This is a genomic window from Mesorhizobium sp. P2_F8 (assembly GCF_056403655.1).
In genome coordinates this window covers 223,021-239,527 of the sequence record NZ_JBFUFB010000003.1, presented here as the reverse complement: position 1 = coordinate 239,527, position 16,507 = coordinate 223,021, and the positions used below count along the sequence as shown (strand labels likewise).

General features: G+C 65.3%; 12 protein-coding genes and 1 pseudogene. 6 read left to right on the top strand and 7 right to left on the bottom strand.

The features are described from left to right. Positions 1 to 105: 105 nt before the first annotated feature. A complete protein-coding gene (locus AC1DZP_RS08470; RefSeq protein WP_457150302.1) occupies positions 106 to 1,227 on the bottom strand; it encodes a KamA family radical SAM protein in 1,122 nt (373 codons plus the stop codon). Positions 1,228 to 1,391: 164 nt separating this feature from the next. Here AC1DZP_RS08470 and AC1DZP_RS08465 point away from each other — a divergent pair, with 164 nt between their 5' ends. After that, positions 1,392 to 2,327 (top strand): hypothetical protein, encoded by a 936-nt coding sequence (locus AC1DZP_RS08465; protein WP_477301543.1) that lies wholly within the window; start codon positions 1,392 to 1,394, stop codon positions 2,325 to 2,327. 29 nt (positions 2,328 to 2,356) lie between these two features. Here the strand turns inward: AC1DZP_RS08465 and AC1DZP_RS08460 are convergent, their stop codons facing one another. Together AC1DZP_RS08460 and AC1DZP_RS08455 are read right to left on the bottom strand one after the other, a co-directional pair. Next, entirely contained in the window at positions 2,357 to 3,913 is a 1,557-nt protein-coding gene (locus tag AC1DZP_RS08460; RefSeq protein WP_457150301.1) for a serine hydrolase, read from the bottom strand. A gap of 105 nt (positions 3,914 to 4,018) precedes the next feature. Further along, positions 4,019 to 5,722, bottom strand: a complete 1,704-nt coding sequence (locus tag AC1DZP_RS08455) for an AfsR/SARP family transcriptional regulator (protein WP_457150300.1) — start codon at positions 5,720 to 5,722, stop codon at positions 4,019 to 4,021. Between the two features lie 134 nt (positions 5,723 to 5,856). Here AC1DZP_RS08455 and AC1DZP_RS08450 point away from each other — a divergent pair, with 134 nt between their 5' ends. The 3 genes and pseudogenes from AC1DZP_RS08450 to AC1DZP_RS08440 all read left to right on the top strand — a co-directional run. After that, complete coding sequence (locus tag AC1DZP_RS08450) at positions 5,857 to 6,522, top strand: peroxiredoxin (protein WP_095091235.1); 666 nt, start codon at positions 5,857 to 5,859, stop codon at positions 6,520 to 6,522. Positions 6,523 to 6,637: 115 nt separating this feature from the next. Beyond that, complete coding sequence (locus AC1DZP_RS08445) at positions 6,638 to 7,780, top strand: NAD(P)/FAD-dependent oxidoreductase (protein ID WP_457150298.1); 1,143 nt, start codon at positions 6,638 to 6,640, stop codon at positions 7,778 to 7,780. Positions 7,781 to 7,973: 193 nt separating this feature from the next. Continuing rightward, a pseudogene (locus AC1DZP_RS08440) lies at positions 7,974 to 9,626 on the top strand (acyl-CoA synthetase); the annotation flags it as partial. Positions 9,627 to 10,777: 1,151 nt separating this feature from the next. Here AC1DZP_RS08440 and AC1DZP_RS08435 read toward each other — a convergent pair. The 3 genes from AC1DZP_RS08435 to AC1DZP_RS08425 are packed head-to-tail and all read right to left on the bottom strand — an operon-like array spanning position 10,778 to position 12,685. Then, positions 10,778 to 10,990, bottom strand: a complete 213-nt coding sequence (locus AC1DZP_RS08435; RefSeq protein WP_127263805.1) for a tautomerase family protein — start codon at positions 10,988 to 10,990, stop codon at positions 10,778 to 10,780. A 31-nt stretch (positions 10,991 to 11,021) separates the two neighbouring features. After that, positions 11,022 to 11,915 (bottom strand): SDR family oxidoreductase, encoded by an 894-nt coding sequence (locus tag AC1DZP_RS08430; RefSeq protein WP_477301540.1) that lies wholly within the window; start codon positions 11,913 to 11,915, stop codon positions 11,022 to 11,024. Between the two features lie 11 nt (positions 11,916 to 11,926). Further along, positions 11,927 to 12,685, bottom strand: coding sequence for an SDR family oxidoreductase (locus AC1DZP_RS08425; RefSeq protein ID WP_477301538.1), 759 nt, complete (start codon positions 12,683 to 12,685; stop codon positions 11,927 to 11,929). 103 nt (positions 12,686 to 12,788) lie between these two features. Between AC1DZP_RS08425 and AC1DZP_RS08420 the strand changes: the two genes are divergently transcribed. Further along, positions 12,789 to 13,682 (top strand): LysR family transcriptional regulator, encoded by an 894-nt coding sequence (locus AC1DZP_RS08420; protein WP_477301536.1) that lies wholly within the window; start codon positions 12,789 to 12,791, stop codon positions 13,680 to 13,682. A gap of 35 nt (positions 13,683 to 13,717) precedes the next feature. Here AC1DZP_RS08420 and AC1DZP_RS08415 read toward each other — a convergent pair whose 3' ends face one another. After that, positions 13,718 to 13,960, bottom strand: a complete 243-nt coding sequence (locus AC1DZP_RS08415; protein ID WP_477301534.1) for a hypothetical protein — start codon at positions 13,958 to 13,960, stop codon at positions 13,718 to 13,720. Between AC1DZP_RS08415 and AC1DZP_RS08410 the strand changes: the two genes are divergently transcribed. Next, complete coding sequence (locus tag AC1DZP_RS08410) at positions 13,959 to 16,499, top strand: bifunctional diguanylate cyclase/phosphodiesterase (protein WP_477301532.1); 2,541 nt, start codon at positions 13,959 to 13,961, stop codon at positions 16,497 to 16,499. The two genes, AC1DZP_RS08415 and AC1DZP_RS08410, sit on opposite strands and share 2 nt — an antisense overlap. The last annotated feature ends 8 nt before the right edge of the window (positions 16,500 to 16,507 follow it).

The window sequence follows — 16,507 nt, the reverse complement described above, 5'->3', positions numbered from 1 at the left end:
ACCTAAGCAAATTGCGCTCTTGAGAAGGCAGAGCTCTACGACGCCTCCTCTTCGCCCGCTTCGCGGCCGCCTTTCCCCCGCTCCGTTGGGGCGAGGAACCCAAGCTTAGGGTCCGTCGACAAGCTCCGCATAGCCCCTCACCTCGCCATCCAGCCCGCGAATGCGCCAGTCCGTGCCGTCCTGCGCCTCGACATAACACGGCCCGATCGGCACCTTGCCACCGCCTTCCGGCAGGTCGAGCACATAGACGGGGTTGCAGATGCCCGACAGGCGGGCGCGCAGCGCGGCGGCCAGCGCCTGGCCTTGCGCGATGGTGGTGCGGCGGTGGGCCATGCCGCGCGCAAGGTCGCCATGGTGCAGGTAGTAGGGTTTGACGCCGAGCCGGTACATCAGCTCGCGGCAGAGTTCCTCCAGCACCTCGACCGTGTCGTTGACGCCTTTCAAGAGTACGCTCTGGTTGAGCAGCACGAAGCCGGCTTGCCGCAAGGTGCGGCAGGCAGCTTCGGTGACCTCGGTGATCTCCCGGGGATGGTTGAAATGGGTGACGACCGTGACCATCAGCCGGCCCTGCAGGGCCGTGACCAGCCCCGACGTGATGCGCGAGGGCAGCGCCACCGGCACGCGCGTGTGGATACGTAAGAGACGCACATGCGCGATCGCCTCGATGCGGGCGCGGATTTCAGCCAGCGCCTTGTCCGGCAGCGACAGCGGATCGCCGCCGGTCAGGATCACCTCGCCGATTTCGGGGTGATCGGCGATGTAGGCCAAGGCCGGCTCCAGCGCCTCGCGCGTATAGCCGCGGCCGATCGAGGTCAGCGATTCCTTGCGAAAGCAGAACCGGCAATAGACCGCGCATTGATAGGTCGGGAACAACAGCACGCGGTCGGCATGGCGATGCGTCAGCCGCGGCACCGGGCTGAACGCGTGGTCGGCGATCGGATCGTCGAGCTCGCCCTCCTGCTCCACGAGTTCGTCCGGCGACGGGATGACCTGCGCCCGGATCGGATCGGCGGGGTCGTTCCAGTCGATCAGGTCGAGATAGGTTTTCGGGATGCGCACCTTGTGGTTCGCGGCGGCGGCTTGCGCCGCCGCGCGCTCGCCCGGCGACAGCGGCAGGGGCGCGAGATCGCGCACATGGCGCACGCCGGCGCGGACGTCGGTCTGCCAAATGGCGTCGGAGGTGTCGAAGCGCTCGATTGCATCGGAAAAGTTGGCGTCTGAAGTCATCTGATATCTCGGGGGCAATTTCTGGCGGAGCTATCGGCCGGATGGCCAGGCGGGTCAACCACCTGCATGCCGCAGGCCCGTCGACGCGAGCCCATAGGTATTTAAGCAAAATAGAACTATTCTGCGCAGTATTCTGCGCAGCCCGGGGGTTTCAGGGAAAACAGATGGACTTCAATACGGGCCATGGCTACCTGCTCATCGGCGGCCTCATCCTGGTTGGCGCCGGCCTGCTGATCCTGTCGCTGATCGTCAATCTGCGCGTCGCCCACAGCGTGCGCGACGACGTGCGCCACCGCGAAAAGCTGCTGGAATACTATCGCAACATCTTTTCGCAGCTGGGCGTGATCCTGATCGGCATCGGCGTGTCGCTGTTCATCTTCTTTTTCCAGCAGAACTACCAAGACCAGCGCAAACGCGAAGCGGAACTCCAGCAGGTTCTGGCCAAGCTGGCGGCACGCATCGCCCACGGCGCCCCCATCGTCGGATCGCTTGGCCAATTCGACGCTCTGCTGGATGAAGGCGGGGCCTACGTCAGCCCCGAACTTGGTGGAACCAACGCCGCGATCGGAGCGCAGGGGGCGCAGCTCGGCAAGCAGGTCGGCGAGATCGCGCTGGTCGAGCGCGACATCGACGTCCGGGACTTCGACGTCCTCAACCTGTCACGCGATTTCGAATCGTCGTTCGTCGTCAACGAGCTCGACCCCACGCTGTGGTTCGACATCGTGCGTGACGAGAGCGAGATCAAATATGCCACCACCCAGCTCGCCCTCGACTACAAGGACCTGCAGGATGCGATCGGCGGCCAGCCGGTCGAGCTTGCGATCGCCAATCCTGAAACGGGGCGCAAGATCAAGCACGAGGTGCTTGACGTCTTCTACGATGCCGATCTCCTGCGCCAGCGCAGCAGGAGGTTTCTCGGCCGTGCGTGCTGGCTCTTCAGCCACGGGCGCAGCTTCGTTGGCCTTGCACCGGTCGATGCGATCGAAGCCGATGCGAGGTCGCATCAGGAATGGATAGACCGGTCGAAACCGTTCCTGATGCAGGCGAAGTCGGGCAACGGCGATTGCTTCAAACTGCTCCAGTACGGCCCGTCGCCTTGAGCTGCCGCCGGCACTGTTCGATTTGACGGTCAGTCGCCCACGCGCCGCAGCGTGCCGAGATGATTGTCGTCGAGGAAGCCTATGGTCATGGCCGACGCCTTGCCGTCCGGGCCGACGACGAAGCTCACGCCGGTTGGTCTGTCCGGGGTCTCGGCATCTGGAAAGGTCAGGAAAATGTCGCCGTCGAAATGGGTCAATGAATAGGACCGGGCTGCAGCCGGGCCTACCCTCAGCACGAGGTCGTCTCCCGCTTTCGATACGATTGCGTCGCCAATGAAGTCGTTGGCGTAGCGGCCGGCATAGGCGCTGGCCGGTCCGGCCGGCCTCGCCGGGGAAGGTGGCGCTGCATAGGTGGCCTTGGCTGCCGCCACCGCCGGGCCGAACAGGCCTGCATAGATATCGTCCCACGCCTTCACCCAGTCCTTCTCGACCGTGCCGTCGAAGACGAGATCGGCGAAGCTGTCGGACAATCCCTCCGGCAGTCCTGTCGGAAAGGCGTTGGTGATGATGACGATGCCAAGCTTCTCCTTCGGGAAGACTGTCACCAGGGTGCGCGCGCCGACGCTGAAGGCGCCGGCGTGGCCCCAGCTCAGGCCGTGCCGGCCGAATTCGACATTCCAGCCGAGGCCGTAGAACGAGGCACCTCCAGAGACGGGATTGTTGCCGCGCGCCATCAGCGGAACATGCGTCTGGTCCAGCGCATCGGCGGCAATCAGTGTCTTGCCGGCGTAGACGCCGTTGCCGATGATGAGGCGCACCCATTGCGAGAGGTCACGTGCGGTGGAACTGACGCCGCCGGCGGGCGCCTGCGCATCCGGATCGCGCTCTATCTTCGCGGCCCAGGCGCCATCGACCTTGACATGAAGCGCGGCGCGGTTCGTGTGCTTGACGAAGTCCGAATGGCGCGAACTGGTCGAGGCCATGCCAAGCGGACGGTAGAGCTTCTCCTCGGCGACCTCCTCCCAGGGCTTGCCTGTCGGCGTCGCGGCCGCCACGGCACCCTCCGTCAATCCGAAATTGCTGTAGGAATACCCGGCGCGAAAGCTCGACGATGGCGGGACGAACCGCAGGCGATGCAGGATTTCGGCGCGGTCGTAGCCAATGTCCTCGAGGTCGTCTCCGGCGGTCCCGGGCAGTCCGCTGCGGTGCGAAAACAGGTCGCGGACGGTGAGTTGGCTGGTTGGATAGGGATCGGCCAGCCGGAAGGCCGGATCGAGGTCGGCGATCTTCGAATCCCAGGACACGATCCCGTCGCTGACCAGCGCCGCCACGACGGTGGCGGAGACCGGCTTGGAAAGCGATGCGATCTGGAACACGGTGTCGGCGTCGACGGCCTCGGGCTTGCCTGCCTCGCGATGGCCGAAACCCCTAAGGAAGATCACCTGGTCATCGTGCACGACGGCGATGGCGAGACCGGGTACGGCACCGTCCGCGACGGCGGCTTCGGCAAGCGCTTCAAGCTTGGGTAGGGCAGCCGTGATCCGCTCGGGCGTGATGCCGTCGGCCGGCGCCGCCTGCGGCCAAAGCACCATGGCGGCGATGAGTGCCCAAGTCCTCCAATAACGGAGATTCTGATCCAGCCGCATGAGCGAGCCTCCTCCCAGGCATTCCCGTTGCGATCATACAGGCCCGCGCGGGTGAGACCAGCCCACGCGCCATCCGTCATAGGACGAGGAACCGATTCCTTGCCGTCAACCCTCGGAACCCATGCGGGCAAGGCAGCGGGCCTGATCGCGCGGGCGGCCAAGTTCCTGATAGCGCGAGGCCGCCTCGTCGAAGGCGGCGAGCGCGCGGATCTCGTGGTTCTGCGCCCGCCGCTGCACACCGCGCGCTTCCCAAAGGGCAGCCGCCCAGGGGCCGCCATGCCACATGCCGGCGATGCGCTCGGCGTCGTTCAGGCGGCGGTCGACCTGGTCCAGTTCGCCCGCCTCGGCAAGCGCGATCGCGGAGGCCGTGCGCAGCGCCATCGAACAGGGCTGGCAGGCGCCGTGGGTCAACAGCCGGTCGCCGGCGAGGATCTGCTGCGCCACCATCTTGGGTGTCGCCGCCGCCCGCACGGCCAGCGCCTGCATGCGCATGATCAGGTGCGGGGATAGCCATGAGCGTTCGGCGTCGGTGAGACCGCGTTGGATGAGCCGGCTGGCGCGCCATTTCTGGCCGCGCTCGAGCGCGATCTCGGCGAGCCGCTCTATGGCGAGCACGCGGCCGGCCACCGCGTCCGCCTCAAGCAGCAGCCGCTCGGCCTCGATCAGGTGGCGCTCGGCCTCGTCGAGGTCGCCCGAGAACAGCGCCGCCTCGCCCAGAAGCAGGCAGGCAAGCCCGCGACCGGCATTCGATCCGGCCTCCTCGGCCACGGTGAGCAGTTCGCGGGCAAGGCCTGCGACTTCGGCATGGCCCGAGGCGCTGCAGAGGCAGAATTCGGATAGGCAAAGGTGGCCATCGAAGACATGCTGCACGAAGGCCGGTTTGGCGCGAACCCATTCGATGAATTCTGAGCGGAACAGTTGCGGCCACTGCGCCCGCATCATCGAGGCGATGCCGAGCAGCGCGCTCGCCTCGCCGACTTCGCGCGGCAGGTCGGCACCGAGCGCCAGGTCGCGGGTGTGCCTGGCGATCTCGCTTGCCTTGTCGAACTCGCCGCTTTGCAAATGCACCAGGCCCCAGGCGAGCGAGGTGCGGATGCGCTCCGACGGGTTGACGGTGGCGGCGCCGGAGAGGGCCAGCGCCTTCTCGTAAAGGGCAATGGTCGCCGCACTCGGCCCAACGCCGAGTTCGGCGTGCAGGTTGTCGCGCAGCTGGTTGAACTGGCGGATGGCCTCGACACGGTTGCCGGCATCGAGTGCCGCCTGCATCAGCGCGCACTGGGCCTGCTCGTCGGCGGGGTCGAGCGCGATCAGGCGCTGCCATAGGCCGCCGGCGCGCAAAAGATCGCTGTAGCGCTGCTGCGATTGCGCGCGCGGTGTGTCGAGCCACTCGACGAAAAGATCGTCCGGCAAAAGCCTGCCACCATAAAGGTCGGCCGCGCGTTCATAGGCGCTCCGGTCACCGCCGCGCAGCGCCGCCTTGGCGGCGGCCTCGAAGCTTTCGGTGTCGATCTCGAGCTCGGCATGCGGGGCAAGCGAGACGATGTCGTTGCTCACCTCGATCAGGTCGTGGGCCCCAAGCGCGCGGCGCGCGAAATGAATGGCCTTGCGCAGATTGGCGCCGGCCGCCTCGGGATCGGCGTCGGGCCAGAAAATTTCCATGGCCTGCTCGCGGTGGATGCGGTGGGCAGCCCTGAGCGCCAGCATCTTGACCAGGGCCGAGGCGCGATCGCGCCGCCAGTCGGCCGCCGGGATCGGGCGGCCATCGACGCTGACGGCGAAGCGGCCGAGCAGATGGATCGAAACGCGCATACAGGCACCATCAGGAAAGCCAGCCCTGGGGCGCCAGAGCCGTCACCAACCAGGGAGCGTCGGGGAACGCTCGCGGAACATAGATTTCCTAATTTGCCCCCGCAATCGAATTCCAACCGGAAAGGAAAGCAACCATGTCACTCCGTATCGCAGACATCGCCCCCGACTTCACCGCCGAGACCACCGAAGGCACGATCAGCTTCCACGAATGGCTGGGCAAGGGCTGGGGCATCCTGTTCTCCCACCCCAAGGACTACACGCCCGTGTGCACGACCGAACTCGGCTACATGGCGCGCCTCAAGCCCGAGTTCGACAAGCGCGGCGTCAAGGTCATCGGCCTCTCGGTCGACCCCGTCGAGAAGCACGCCGGCTGGGCCAAGGACATCGCCGAGACGCAGGGCATGGCGCCGAACTTCCCGATGATTGGCGACCCGACGCTCGCCATCTCGCAGCTCTACGACATGTTGCCGGCGTCGGCCGGCAACAGCGCCGACGGACGCACCGCCGCCGACAACCAGACGGTGCGCAACGTCTATGTCATCGGCCCGGACAAGAAGATCAAGCTGGTGATATCCTACCCGATGACGACGGGCCGCAACTTCGACGAGGTGCTGCGCGTGGTGGACTCCTTGCAGCTGACAGCCAAGCACCGCCTGGCGACGCCGGTCAACTGGAAGCCAGGCGACGACGTCATCATCGCGGGATCGGTGTCGAACGACGAAGCGAAGCAACTCTACCCTCAGGGTTGGAAGGAGCCGAAGCCCTACATCCGCATCGTGCCGCAGCCAGTCCTGACCTGACATCGACCAACCTACCTGGACTTGGACGGCCAACACTTTGGCGGCGAGGACACGGGAAGTCCCGCCGCCACGACGGGAATGATCGATCAACCGGGAAACCTTGGTGGGAACAAAGATGAACACTGCAAGCAAACCGCGCATCGTCGTGCTGGGAGCTGGTTTCGGCGGCCTGGAACTGACGACGCTGCTTTCCGAAGCGATGGGCGACAGCATCGAGGTGACGCTGATCGATCAGAGCGATTCCTTCGTGTTCGGCTTTTCCAAGCTGGACGTAATGTTCGGACTGAAGACGCCGCAGGCCGTGCGCCTGCCCTACAAAAGCTACGCCAAGCCCGGCGTCAGGATGCTGAAGCGCACGATAACCTCGATCGATCCCGAAAGGCGCCGGGTGACCACCAATGACGGCGTGTTCGACGCCGACCACCTCGTCGTCGCGCTGGGTGCCGAATATGATTTCGACGGCACGCCAGGGCTCTCGGGAACCAACGAGTTCTACACCGTGGCGGGAGCGGAGCGGCTGCGCGACATGCTGCCTACCTTCAGAAAAGGCAAGGCGATGGTCGGCGTCTGCGGGGCGCCCTACAAGTGCCCACCGGCGCCCAGCGAATGTGTGCTGATGCTGCACGACTATCTGGTCAGGCAGGGCGTGCGCGAGGCCTGCGAGATYGCCCTGGTGCTGCCGCTGGGCAGCCCGGTACCACCCTCGCCCGACACCTCGCGAGCGCTGCTGGCGGCCTTTGCCGAACGCGACATCAAGTTCGTCCCCGGCAGGCGCGTCGCCTCCGTCGACAATGCCCGCAATGTGGCGGTGCTCGACGACGGCACGGAAATGCCGTTCGATCTCTTCCTCGGTGTTCCCAAGCATCGCGTGCCGCCAGTGGTGCTGGAAAGCGGCATGGCCGAGAACGGCTGGATCCCGGTCAATCCGCGTACGCTCGAAACAAGATACGAGAATGTCTATGCCGTAGGCGACGGCGCCAACACCGGCACGCCCAAGGCCGGCGTGTTCGCCGAGGGTGCGGCGCGCGCCGTTGCCACCGGGCTCATCGCAAAACTGCGCCAGAGCGGCAGCGGCGCGCTCTATGACGGCTTCGGCACCTGCTATATCGAGTTCGGCGGCGGCCGCATCGGCAAGGTCGAGGTCGATTTCTTCTCAGGCCCAGCACCAACGGGCACCTACTACGAGCCCTCGGTGGCGCTGCGCGCTGACAAGGAGACTTTTGGATCGAGCCGCCGCTCGCGCTGGTTCGGCCTCTAGGGCCAGAGGATGAAGAGCACTCGGGGGCCGGATACCCCTCGGCGCGATCCTGGCGCCCGAAGCGGGAAGGCGAGCCCCTGCCCCGTTGCATCAAGCCTCGCGGCGATCACCTCATCGACCATGGGTGTGATCTTGGCTATCCTGTCGGCAATGACGATGGTCCACGAGGACGCCACCACGGAGGGATGCTGCGATGGTTGGAGCTTCGGCCGGCTTGCCGCGCTACGCGGATGCCGTTCAGCGCTTTCGTATCGAGGATGAAGTCGCGCGCCTTCATGGCGACCCGTCGACCGGCATCAATGCCTGCGTCGAATGCTGCGATCGCCACGCCGGGCAAAACCGGCTGGCGCTGCGCGCGGTCTCCGCCAAAGGCGAGCTGCGGGAATTCAGCTTCGATGATCTTCGCGATATGTCGGCGCGCGTCGGCAATATGCTGAAGGTGGCCGGCGTCGGCCCCGGTGACGTCGTCGCCGGCATGCTGCCGCGTATTCCCGAACTGGTCGCGCTTATCCTCGGCACCTGGCGCATCGGCGCGGTCTACCAGCCTCTGTTCACGGCCTTCGGCCCGAAAGCCATCGAGCACCGACTGAAGACCAGCGGCGCAAAACTCGTCGTCACCAACACCGCCAATCGTGGCAAGCTGGACGAGGTGGAGGATTGCCCCCGCGTGGCGACCATCCTTGCCCCTGGCGAGACCTTGCCGGCGGGCGACATCGATTTCCACGCCGCGTTTGCCGCCGCCTCGACGTCCTGCGAGCCGGTCATGCGCAAGGGCGACGACCTGTTCATGATGATGTCGACCTCGGGCACGACGGGCCTGCCCAAGGGCGTGCCGGTGCCGCTTCGCGCCCTGCTGGCCTTCGGCGCCTATATGCGCGATGCGATCGGTTTGCGGCCCGACGACGACTTCTGGAACATCGCCGATCCCGGCTGGGCCTACGGCCTGTATTACGCGATCACCGGCCCCTTGCTGCTCGGCATCGCCACCACCTTCAACGAGGGCGCCTTCACCGCCAACAGCACCTACGACATCATCGAGCGCCTCGGCATCACCAGCCTCGCCGGATCGCCGACCGCCTTCCGACTTTTGCTGGCCGAAGGCGCGGCTCCCGCCGCCCGCATCAAGGGCCGGCTGCGCGTGGTGAGCAGCGCGGGCGAGCCGCTCAACCCGGAAGTCATCCGCTGGTTCGACGCCCATCTCGGCGTGCCGATCCACGACCATTACGGCCAGACCGAAAACGGCATGTTGGTCAACAACCATCACGGCCTGTCGCACCCGGTGCGCCCGGGCTCGGCCGGCTTTGCCATGCCGGGCTACCGCATCGTCGTGCTGGACGAGGCCGGCCAGGAGCTCGGCCCGAACCAGCCCGGCATCCTCGCCGTCGACATCGCCAACTCGCCGCTGCGCTGGTTCGACGGTTATCACCAGGCGGAAACTCCGGCGATTTCGGGCGGCTATTACCGCAGCGGCGACACGGTCGAGTTCGAGCCGGACGGGTCGATCAGCTTCATCGGCCGCGCCGACGACGTCATCACCTCGTCGGGCTATCGCATCGGCCCGTTCGACGTCGAAAGCGCGCTCATTGAACACCCGGCGGTCAACGAGGCAGCGGTTATCGGCGTGCCCGACCCGCAGCGCACCGAAATCGTCAAGGCCTTCGTCATCCTTGCATCTTCGTTTCGCGGCAGCCCGGAACTGGCCGAGGAACTGGCGCAGCATGTCCGCAAGCGGCTCTCGGCCCACGCCTATCCGCGCGAAATCGACTTCGTCACCGAATTGCCGAAGACGCCGAGCGGCAAGATCCAGCGGTTCTTGCTGCGGAAGGCGGAGGTGGAGAAGCGGAAGGGGGTGAGGCGTGGTCCGCAAAGCGGACGGAAAGCCAATTGCTTGGCTTTCCGAACAACGAACGCCCGGAGCGACAGCGGAGGGCCGGCCGACGCATACAATGCTTGGCGTCGACGGTACTGCCGCGCAATAGCCGCAAAGCTGCTCGATGGCTCCCAATCTTGTCGATCGCCACAAAGGGGCTATGTCATGCGGTTGGTCTGGATGATCGTGTTCGCACTCGCGACCGGAGCGGCTTTCGCCGCCTCGCCGGAGGACGACTATATCGCCGCACGCGACAAGGCGATTTCCGCTATCGCAGCGCTGGAAAGCGCAAACGAACCCGTGGAAGCGCTGGATGCCGCCGGGACGAAAGCGCTGGCCGATCTGGAAAAGCGGCTTTCAGCCCTTCTCGGCCCCTTGGCGGTTTCAGGTTTTCCGGCAACCGGCACGATCAATCTCGAAAGCCTGAGCGATGCCGATATCGGGTTCGGCATGCTGGACGGGTTGCGGTACAGCAAAGGCGACGACGGCCCGAGCCTGGTGGCAACGACGCGGGGGCTTCTCGCGCGCTGGCTCCAGTCCAGAGCCGCCGAGATGGATACGAGCTTCAGACTGCCCACCGGCATCGATGCGGCACTTAAGCTCGATGCCTTCTACACCCAGGCGATCAACAGCGACGCCGCGTTCACGGGGACGCTCGACTTCCCGCTGAAGAAGCCTGAAGGCGCCGACATCGCCTTTGCGCGGCTCGGCGGCTGGGCGCAGGACATAGGACCGAACCCCGACCAGCAGGTCATCGTCACGCTCGTCAAGGGCAACAGCGTCATGATCGCCTCGGCCCCCGCGGCACCGCCTGTTCCGAAGATCGCCGCCTGCGACGCCTTGTGGGCCTCGGCGGACGCCGCCGCCCAGAAGTTCCAGGAGGCCTACCAAGCCTCGGACCTCAAGGACCAAAAGTCGTATGACGCCGCCAATGCCGCCTGGGAGAAAGGTGACGCCGACTATCGTGCCTGCATAGGCCAGCACCTGCCGGGCGAGCCAGTCTTCCCGGCACTTCTCGCCCAGGCCCAGGAGCTTGCCGATCACATGGCCGGCAAGTAGGCCCTCCCGGCGCGTCGGCGCCGCGCCTTCCTCAGCCCCGCCGGCCAAGGTAAGGCGCGGTTCGGGCGCTACTCCTTCGCGCGATAGGCCTCCGGCACGACAAAGACTTCGTCGGCACGGCCATAGCCGCCATCGGCGACTTCCTCCACCAGCACCATTGTGTAGGGTCGGACGCCTTCGCCGAAAAAGTCGACGAACATTGCCGTGGTTCGATGGATGAGGTCTTCCTTCTGCGCCTTGGAGAGAGCCGCCTGCGGCATCTTGATGTTGGCGAATGGCATGATCGTTTTCCTTGGTCTTTGAGGGTGGATTTCAGGCTTGGGGATGGAGCAGGTCGGCAAGGCCGATCCGTTCCATGAGTTGCGCGCGGACGCGATCGGCGACGCCATTGACGACCGCCGCACCATCGTCAGCGGGGTCGACGTGCACGCGCAACGGACGCCTTCCGTGCGGCATCGCCACAAGGTCGACGATGGCCGCTGCGACCTTCGAGGGGTCGGCATCCGCCGGCTCAAGTGCGGCCAGCCCCTTCAGCACCTGCTGATCGACGCCGGCGTAGGGGCCAGACCAGTAGTGCGCGGCGCGCTCCGCATCCGCCGGCGCCGCCGCATGATGAAAATGCTCCGTGCCCTTGGTGAAGGCGCCCGGCACGACGATGGTCGTCTCGATGCCGAAGCGGGCGAGTTCCAGCGCATAGCTCTGCGCCAGTGCATCCATGCCGGCCTTGGCCGCGAAATAGGCCGCGAGGAAGGGCGGCGTGCCGCCGCGCGTGCTGCTCGAGCCGACCCAGATCATCTGGCCCCTGCCAAGAGAGCGCATATGCGGCAAGGCCGCCCTGTTGACGCGCTGTGTGCCGACGACGTTGACGTCATAGAGCTGCGCCAGCTGTTCGGGCGCGAAAGCCTCGGTCGGTCCAAACCCCATGTGTCCGGCGTTGTGGATCAGCACGTCGAGCCGGCCGGCCTCGCTAACGATCAGCCGGACTGCCGCCTCTGCCGAGGCGTCAGAGGTCACGTCGAGCGCGATGGGGTAGAGCGCCACGCCCTCATCACGAGCAAACTTTTCCATCTCGGCGGCCGCCGCACCGCCGCGCGCTGACGGGTCGCGCATTGATGCGTAGACCGTGTGGCCCGCCTTTGAGAGCGCCCGCGCGGTCATCGCGCCGAAGCCGCTGGAAGCGCCTGTGATCAAGATTGTCTGTTGCATGTCTTGTCTCCTCAGACCACGCCGCCATTGGCGCGGATGATTTGCCCGTTGACCCAACCGCTATCCGGCCCGGCCAGGAACGACACCAGCCCGGCAATGTCGTCGGGCTGGCCGAGCCGGCCGAGCGGGATCATCTTGCCGATGGCCTCGATTTGCGCCTGGCTCTTGCCGTCCGTGAACAGGGCGGTCTCGATCGGTCCGGGCGCCACCGCGTTGACGGTGACGCGGCGCGCGCCAAGCTCCTTGGCCAGGATGTGGGTCATCGCCTCGACGCCTGCCTTGGTGGCGGCGTAGACGCCGTAACCCGGCTGGTAGAGGCCGACGACGCTGCTTGAGAAGTTGATGATACGACCGCCGTCGCGAAGCCGGCGCGCACCTTCCCGCATGCCGCGGAACACACCGCCGAGATTGATCGCGATTTGCATGTCGAAAGAAGCGTCATCGGTCTCGGCGATCGGCGACGTCTTCATGATGCCAGCATTGTTGACGAGGATGTCGATGCCGCCGAACGCCTTCTCGCCGGCATCGAACAGCCCGGTGAGGCCCGCCGGATCGGCGATATCGGCCTGCACGGCGATCGCCTTGCCGCCGCCGGCTTCGATCGCCCGGACAAGCTGTTCGGCCTCCGCGCGTCCCCGTGCGTAGTTGACGACGACAGCGACACCGTCGCCGGCGAGCCGCCGCGCGATGGCGGCACCGATGCCTTTGGAGGCGCCGGTCACGATCGCCGTTCTGCTTTGAGTGCCTGTATCTGTCTGCTGATTTGTCATGGAAGTGTCTCCGCGTTGTTGGTGACACGGATATAGGCCAAGCCATATTCCGGATAATCAGCCGCCTATTGACATGACTATTCGGAAACTGCGAACAAAGACCATGGATCGTCTGGACACCATGCGGCTCTTCGTTCGCGTCCTGGAGCGGCGCAGCTTCACCGCCGCCGCGGCAGATCTCGGCCTGCCGCGCTCAACCGCGACGGAAGCGATCCGGCGGCTCGAAGAGCATCTCGGCGCGCGCCTGCTGGAGCGAACGACGCGGCAGGTGAATGCCACGCAGGACGGCGAGGCCTATTATCGGCGCTGCCTGTCCATCCTCGCCGAGATCGAGGATGCCGAGGCCGCCTTCCGCAATGCCGAGCCCTACGGGCTGCTGCGCATCGACGCCAGCACGCTGCTCACCCGCACATTCCTGTTGCCGCGCCTGCCCGAGTTTCTCGCCCGCTATTCCCGCATCGACTTGCAGATCGGCCAGAGCGACCGGCTGGTCGATCTCGTGCGCGAGGGTGTCGACTGCGTGATACGTGTCGGCGTGCCTCCCGACAGCGGCATGATCATGCGGCGCCTGGCGATGATCCGCGAGATCACCTGCGCCAGTCCCGCCTATCTCGAACGCCACGGCATACCGATCTCCCCCGATGCGTTGGACGGTCACCAGGCAGTCGGCTTCGTCTCGTCGCGCACCGGCGAGACCCTTCCATTCGAATTCACCGTCGCCGGCAAGACCCGCGATATCCGGTTGCCGGGCCGCGTCGCCGCCAACAATTCCGACACCGCCGCCGATCTGGCACGGCTTGGACTTGGCCTCATCCAGGCACCGCGCTATCGCTTCGAGAAGGACCTTGCCGATGGGACGCTCGTCGAGGTGTTGGCCGACTACCCGCCCTCGCCGACACCGCTGTCAGCGCTTTACCCGCAAAACAGGCAGCTCTCGCCGCGACTTCGCGTCTTCCTCGACTGGGCATCGCGCATCTTCTCTAAGGCGAGCCTTTAGCGGCCGGCATTGACCGTGAAGAAGTCCAAACGGCGTCAGCCCGCTATGCATTGGTTCAGCCTGCGGGCTGAAATGCCGGCATTGGCACGATGCTGAAACTTCAGGCTGGTCTGGAAGGTTAAATTTAAGCGTTTGCTACTAGGATCGACCGACGAGCTATTGTCCAGCAAAGGTACCCGGGTCGAATTGGCCACAACGCGATACAGTCTCGGCCGCTTGAGACAGGCCGTTTTTTCATCCGCCAACTTGCCGGCGGCAATAGCCTTTGTTGTGCTCATGGTCTGCGCCGTCGTTGCCGACCAGCAGAACAGGAAGGTCTCCGACCAACTGGCGCGCGCCGATGTGCTGGCCAAGGTCAACGTCATCCGCGCCAAGCTCGAAGGCAACATAAACGGCAATCTCCAGCTTGTGCAGGGGCTCGTCTCGGCCATCGTTACAGAGCCCTACATGGGCCAGCAGAGATTTGCGTCGCTCGCAGGCAATCTGTTCGAGCAGAAATCGCAATTGCACAACATCGCCGGCGCGCCCGACCTGGTCATCTCGCTGATGTACCCGATGGAAGGCAACGAGAAGGCAATCGGGCTCGATTACCGCAAGAACGAGGAGCAACGCCTGGCAGCGCTTCGGGCGCGCGACCAGCGCGTGCTGGTATTTGCCGGACCGGTCAAACTGGCGCAAGGCGGGCGCGGCTTCATCGGTCGCATCCCGGTCTTCGTGCCGACGGCGGGAGGCGGCGACCGCTTCTGGGGCATCGTCTCGGCAGTCGTCGATGTCGACCGGCTCTACGCGGCAAGCGGACTGGCCGACCCCGATCTCGACATCGATGTCGCGCTGACCGGCAAGGATGCGCTGGGCGGCGGGGGCGAACGTTTCTTCGGCAACGGCACTGTCGTCGCCGGCAGTCCCGTATCGGCCGATGTGCAGCTGCCTTCGGGTTCCTGGCGGATTTCGGCCATCCCCAAGGACGGCTGGCCAGCGGCACCGAAAAATCAGTGGACCTTGCGGGCGCTCATGGCACTTGCCGGCTCGCTGGTGGTACTGCCAATTCTCGTGGCCGGGCGGCTGTTTGGCGAAAGACAAAGGAACGACGCCGAGTTGAGACGCCTGTCCGGTCGCCTGGAGCTGGCGCTGGACGCCTCGGGCATCGGCGTTTGGGAGCACGACCTCGCCACCAACGAACTGCTGTGGGACGACCGCGTCAACGAAATCTATGGCAAGCCGGCCGACGGCAAGCCGCGCGGCTATAACGACTGGGCGCTGGCGATCCACCCAGAGGACATCGAGCGGGCAAAGCAGGACTTCGATTCGGCCGCGACGACAAAAGGCCCCTACTTCTCGCAATACCGGCTCCTGCGCCCCGACGGCGCCGTCCGTCATGTTCGCACGCGCGCCAGCTTCTTCCAGGACATCGGCGGCACGCCCAAGCTGATCGGCGCCGAATGGGATGTGACCAGCGACGTCCTGCTCAACGAGAACCTCATTCGCGAGCGCCAGCTGTCGGAATCGAAGAACGCCGAGCTGAAGCTCGCCAAGGCGCATATCGAGCATGTGGCGTTGCACGATTCACTGACCAGCCTGCCCAACCGCCGCTATCTCGACGAGATGCTGGCCGAAACCGGCCAACACGACCGCATGGCGCTGCTGCATCTCGACCTCGACCGCTTCAAGCAGATCAATGACACGCTCGGGCACGCAGCGGGCGACGCCATGCTGATGCATGCCTCGAAGGTCATCAAGGCCAATGCCGGCTCTGGCGATTTCGTTGCGCGCATCGGCGGCGACGAGTTCGTCGTGGTGAGCCATGGGCGGGACGACGACGAGCTCTCGGCACTCGCCGACCGCATCATCGAAGAGATGCGCCAGCCTGTCTATTACCGGGGCCATCAGTGCCGGTTCGGGGTCAGCATCGGCATTGCCGCCAACACCGGCGTCGACGCAAAGCAGTTGCTCGTCAACGCCGATCTCGCGCTTTACCGGGCGAAAGGCCGTGGCCGCAACCGCTACGAGTTCTTCAACGAGGAACTGCAGAGCGAGATCGTGCGAACCAAGCAGGTCGCCGACGAGATCCTGGGCGGGCTGGAGCGGGATGAATTCGTCGCCTACTACCAGCCGCAATTCGACGCCAGGACGCTCGAGATCGTCGGCGTCGAAGCGTTGTCGCGCTGGAAGCACCCGCGACGCGGCATCCTGGCCCCCGACGCCTATCTCAAGGTGGCCGAGGAGCTCAATGTCGTGGCGCTGATCGACCGCATCGTCCTCAAGGATGCGCTGGAGAATTTCGAGCGCTGGTCGCGCAGCCATCTCAACATCCCGCGCGTCTCGGTCAACGTCTCGGCCAGGCGCCTGGAGGACAAGGACTTGATCAAGGGTTTGCGCGAGCTCGCCATCAAGGAAGGAACGGTGTCGTTCGAGCTGGTGGAGTCCATCTTCCTCGACGAGAACGACGATCTCGTCACCTGGAACATCGAGCACATCAAGGATCTCGGCATTGACATCGAGATCGACGATTTTGGCACCGGCTATGCCTCGATCGTCTCCCTGCTCAAGCTACGCCCGCGTCGCCTCAAGATCGACCGCCAACTGGTCACGCCCATCACCGGCTCAATGGCGCAGCGACAGCTGGTGTCGTCGATCATCGAGATCGGCAAATCGCTCGGTATCGAAGTGGTTGCCGAGGGCGTCGAGACGATGGAGCACGCGCGCATCCTGAAAGAGCTTGGCTGCGATATCCTGCAAGGCTATTTTCTTGGCCGCCCGATGGAGGCGAAGGCCTTCAAGACCTTCGCCCAGTCGCGCAAATGGCTGGCCGCGGGGTAGTGGCTCGG